This window comes from uncultured Maritalea sp. (genome assembly GCF_937139385.1).
Taxonomy (GTDB): domain Bacteria; phylum Pseudomonadota; class Alphaproteobacteria; order Rhizobiales; family Devosiaceae; genus Maritalea; species Maritalea porphyrae_A.
Genome location: NZ_CAKZPW010000369.1, coordinates 1 through 4,890, shown reverse-complemented (window position 1 = coordinate 4,890; position 4,890 = coordinate 1). Strand labels below are relative to the sequence as shown.

The 4,890-nt window shown below is 51.4% G+C and carries 4 protein-coding genes; 1 reads left to right on the top strand and 3 read right to left on the bottom strand.

Annotated elements, in window-relative coordinates; translation table 11 throughout:
• The coding region (locus Q0231_RS14890; protein WP_299348675.1) for a PIG-L family deacetylase at window positions 1-2,387 on the top strand (2,387 nt) is incomplete at its 5' end.
• Window positions 2,388-2,888: 501 nt separating this feature from the next.
• Here the strand turns inward: Q0231_RS14890 and Q0231_RS14885 are convergent.
• The 3 genes from Q0231_RS14885 to Q0231_RS14875 form a co-directional block, all read right to left on the bottom strand.
• The gene (locus tag Q0231_RS14885) at window positions 2,889-3,068 is read right to left on the bottom strand and encodes a hypothetical protein (RefSeq protein ID WP_299348672.1); all 180 of its coding nucleotides are present in this window, start codon (window positions 3,066-3,068) and stop codon (window positions 2,889-2,891) included.
• A 3-nt stretch (window positions 3,069-3,071) separates the two neighbouring features.
• Complete coding sequence (locus tag Q0231_RS14880) at window positions 3,072-4,556, bottom strand: mannitol dehydrogenase family protein (protein ID WP_299348669.1); 1,485 nt, start codon at window positions 4,554-4,556, stop codon at window positions 3,072-3,074.
• 11 nt (window positions 4,557-4,567) lie between these two features.
• A partial coding sequence (locus Q0231_RS14875; protein WP_299348666.1) for an SDR family oxidoreductase occupies window positions 4,568-4,890 on the bottom strand: 323 nt, incomplete at its 5' end.

Here is a 4,890-nt window from a genome sequence, read left to right as displayed (position 1 = left end):
ACATGAGCATTTCTGACGGCGAGCGCTTGCAACAGGCTTATGCCAGACCAACAGCCACCCAGCTTTGGAAAGCCCTTCAATCCCTAAAGTCGGTCACCTCTTTTATGAACACTGGCGCACATCCGGATGATGAAACATCGCGCATGATTGCGGCCATTGGGTTTAGAGACGGGGTGAAACTCTCCCACGCCTGCTCTACGCGCGGCGAAGGCGGCCAAAACGCGATCGGCACCGAAACAAAGGTGAAATTGGGCATTGTTCGCACGCGTGAGATGGAACGGGCGGCTGAAGTGCTCAACATGACCCAATATTGGCTTTGTCAAACACCTAATGACCCGCTCGGTGATTTTGGGTTCTCCAAAAGCGGCGAAGAAACCTTAAACATTTGGGGGGAAGACCGCACACTGGAGCGATTTGTGCACATCCTAAGGCAAGAACGGCCGGATATCATCGCTGTCACTTTTTTGGATGTACCTGGTCAACATGGCCACCACCGTGCGATGACGCAAAGTGCGTTTAAAGCTGTAAAGCTTGCAGCTGATCCAACGTACAACCCAGAAGCAGGGCTTGATGTATGGCAGGTGAAAAAGCTCTATTTACCCGCTTGGTCTGGCGCAGGCGACGCCTATGACGATGATCTGCCACCGCCAACGAAAACGGTCTCCATTGATGGCAGCGGCGGCGACCCAATTTTGGGTATGGATTACTCGCAAATAGGCGAGGTATCGCGCAGTTTCCACATGACACAAGGCATGGGCAATTGGCACGAAGCGGGCGCACAAATTTCATGGCCGCTAAATCTTGCTTGGGCGGCAGACGGGCATGGCGGTGATGAAGCATCGATCTTTGACAATTTACCCCGCACACTAACAGATCTGGCGGACTTTGCTGGCGCGCCTGAACTTACAAATATGTTGAGTTCCGCTCAAAGCCACATTGATACAGCTCTAGCCCAATGGCCCAATTATCAAGAAGTTCGCACCGCCTGCGCGTTGGCGCTAGAAGATGTTCGCAATGCACTCGCCGCCTGTTCTCAACCGGCAAAGGCCGAAGTCGAACATCGATTGTTGGCCAAAGTTGAACAGCTCAGCAAAGCTCTTTTTTTGGCAGGCGATAGAACCTTGCGCCTGGAATTATCATCCTACGAGGTGCGCCCAGGTGAAATAATAACCGGCACAATTCTTACGCCTGCAGGCGAAGTTCCAGATTTTGAGGTAATAGCACCAACAGGGTGGAACATCACAAAAACCCATGATCTGGCATTTAATGTCGAAATCCCCAAACATGAAAAACCTTCGGATCCTCTTCCAGATGTGTGGCATCCAAATCGGGCCAATGCGCAATTGTTTGTGCGAATGAATCTTGCGGAAAGTGGCCAACAGTTCACCGTTGAAATTGAAGCCGAGGAACGTATCAACGTTGTTAGTGCCCACGAAGTCACACTGGATAAAACGGCCCTTATCTTCAACCTTCAGGACGCTAAGGATATTCAAGTTCACGTCGAACGAAAATCACCGCAAGGCGCATCGCTGACAATAAGCGGCGACCTACCGTTTGATGTTGACTGCACAGATGACAAAATTGTCATTTCAAAGAATAGCAATTGTGGCCCTGGTCTGTACAAAGCCGGTGTAATTCTTGATGGTACGCCGGCAGCTTTTCAACACCGAATGTCTTACCCCCATACAGGGGCAATGACCTATGCTGAAGCTGCTGAAATCCGCCTGTTGGCCCTCGACCTTGCACGACCCAGCGGAAAAATTGGGTATATTTCGGGCGGAAGTGATCGATCTGGATATTGGCTCGGCCAAGCAGGCTTCGACATTTGCGAGATAACCGATGAAGCACTGTTGCGTGGCGATTTTAGCGAATTTGACACAATTTTGGTTGGCGTGTTCGCCTTGCGCACGCGCCCGGCTCTTGCTGAGCAGATAAAAAATCTTCACAAATGGGTGCACGCTGGCGGCAACCTTGTCAGCCTTTATCATCGCCCGTGGGACAATTGGGATCCAACTAATTCCGCGCTCGCCCCCCTAACCATAGGCAAGCCATCCCTGCGTTGGCGCGTGACAGATCAAAATGCTGAGGTCCAAATTCTATTTCCGGAGCATCCCTTGCTCGTTGGCCCCAACAAGATCACAGCTCAGGACTGGAATGGTTGGGACAAAGAACGTGGACTTTACTTTGCATCAACATGGGATAGCCAATACGAAGCATTAATTTCAATGGCCGATGTAGGCGAGCCCCCGTTAAAAGGGTCCCTTCTTTCAGGGCGATTTGGCAAGGGTCGACATACACACACGAGCCTGATTTTCCACCATCAATTGGAACAGCTCGTCCCAGGGGCCTACCGCCTAATGGCAAATTTGCTGAATAGGTGCGATTGAATTGAGCCATTTGCCAAGCGCCTTTGTGGCATAGCGACTTAAAGACCAAATATCTGCAACGCCACTCGCTGTCTGCCAACTGGCAAGAGCAGTGGAAAATCATTCTGGCGCTGTAAAACCTAGAGGACTTATAGCTATTTTGAAGAAAAACTGAATTGTTTGAAAAGATGGCTGGAGATATTTTTTATTCATTACGGGTTTATAGTGTGATGTTGTTGATTTCCTGAGGAGCTCAAAAAGTGTAGCAACGAAAATACCACAAAAAATTTTGCATTTCAGCCCCTCACCTGGAATTCAGAGCCCTGCTCTACCAAAAACGCAATGCAGATTCCGCGGTTTTGATTGCAATTAGACGGTTCTGCATCGCATTTTGCAGATTCACGATTGTCACTAAGTGGGCTTGCAGTTGCATACTATACATTTGCTCATTGGCAGCGACTTGCAAAACATCGGACACTCAACAAAAGGTACGTTCTATTCGAATTGCGGATGAATTTCACGCTAATCTTGCATAGCGCCAGCAAGCGCAGCGATCCAATGTTTTGGGTTATGTTTTGACGAGCCGGTATGCGGACAGCACGTTTCAAGGTGCCGTTCCACCGATCTCAAAAGTGCGCCGTTCGCGTCGACAAGCAATTCGTGCACCCCGGACATGCTAAGGTCTATTCCAAGATGTGCCATGCGTTAGCTCTCAAGATAGGTGTCAAGCGCGACGCCTATACCCTGGTCCCAAATCATGGCTAACCAGCGGTCAAAAGCAGCAGCGAATTCGGGGTCATCCGCCACATCCCCATAATATTGCCGCTGCGCACGCCAAACGGCGGGATCGTTTTTGCTACGGCCTGCCGCTACACGTAATTCTTCCCAATTCGGGTCGTTCGGCTCAATCTTGCTGCCATTTTCCCTAGTGCCTGCACACATGCGTGCCCACGCGGCTTCGACCAATGCCAGTCCCTCAAACGGGGCGCCCGCTGCGATCGCGTCGCGAAGCGAAGGTACCAAGAACCCTGGGTGTCGTGACGACCCGTCGAAGGCGACGCGCCGCGTCGTATCTGCTATCCGAGGATTACCAAAACGATAGTTGAGTAGGTCAATATACTCCGCAGGGGTTTTCCCGGGAACAGCCTGCACATGTGGCGCGATCTCCTCACGCGCCACCTTATTGAAAAGCGCTGCAATCTGCACTTGCGCCATGCAGTTGGCAATCGTGTCGACTTGAAGCAGTTCCCCGACATTGGCGATCACCTGATGGCCGCCGTTCAACAAACGAATTTTCATTGCTTCGTAGTCGTGAACATCCTTTGTAATAGTGGCCCCAACCTTTTCCCAAGCCGGGCGGCCCGCACAAAAATCATCCTCAATCACCCATTGGCGGAATTCTTCATGGGTGACCGGAACGGCGTCGTCGATGCCTATTTCGCGCGCCAAACGTAACTCATTTGGGCCGGTAGCTGGAACTATGCAATCGACCATAGAATTTGGGAAGCTGCAATTTGCATTAATCCAATCGGCCAAATCAGGATCAGAAAGCCGCGCTAGAGACACCAGTGTCTGGCGCAGTATTTCCCCATTTCCCTGCAAATTGTCACAGCACAATCCAGTGAAGGGACCTATACCAGTTGCACGGCGGCGCCTGAGTGCTGCGACCATAGCGCCAAAGACGGTCATTGGCCGGTCAGGATTTTCAGCGTCGTGAAGTATATCTGGATGTTGTGCGTCAAATCCCTTTGTCGCTGGATCGATATAGTACCCACCCTCTGTCACGGTGAGAGACACAATGCATATGTCGGATCGACTCATCCGTTCGATCAATGCGGCATTGCTCGCCTCGACGGGAACGTAATCGATCATAGAACCTATGATTTCGGCAGAACAGCCAGATGGATCCAACTCGATCAGCGTTGTCAGGTAATCCTGTGCCGCCATCTTCTTGCGTTGAATTTCATCAAATGGGCGGATACCTGCACCAACGATTGCCCAGCCAAGTGCTTCGCCCGTCTGCATCAGCCTGTGCAAATACCAAGCCTGGTGCGCGCGGTGAAAGTTGCCCACACCAATATGAACAATTCCGGCCTTAAGCTCAGTGCGGTCATAGGTTGGTCGCAGGATTGTTGAAGGCAAATCGGACAGCGTAGCGTTACTGAGCTCCGCAAAACGGGATTCAGACAAAAGTTCCTCCATCAGCTCATCCATTGTCCGCCGTCCACGTTGTAGGTTTGTGCGACGACGTAGTCGCTTTCACTAGTTGCGAGAAATATCGCCATCCCGGTGAGGTCTTCGGCTACCCCCATGCGACCGTAGGGCACAGCATCGCCGACCTCTTTTTTCTTCTGTCCAGGGCGCTTGCCCTCATGTTTCGCAAAGAATGCGTCCACTCCGTCCCAATGCTCGCCATCGACGACGCCAGGAGCAATGGCATTCACATTGATGTCATGACCGATCAAGTTGAGACCGGCAGATTGTGTCAGACTGATAACAGCAGCTTTCGACGCGCAATAGACTG

What these genes read in the sequence shown, in the direction of transcription:
- Q0231_RS14885 (WP_299348672.1), bottom strand. Translation starts at nt 3,068, where the DNA reads ATGGCACATCTTGGAATAGACCTTAGCATGTCCGGGGTGCACGAATTG.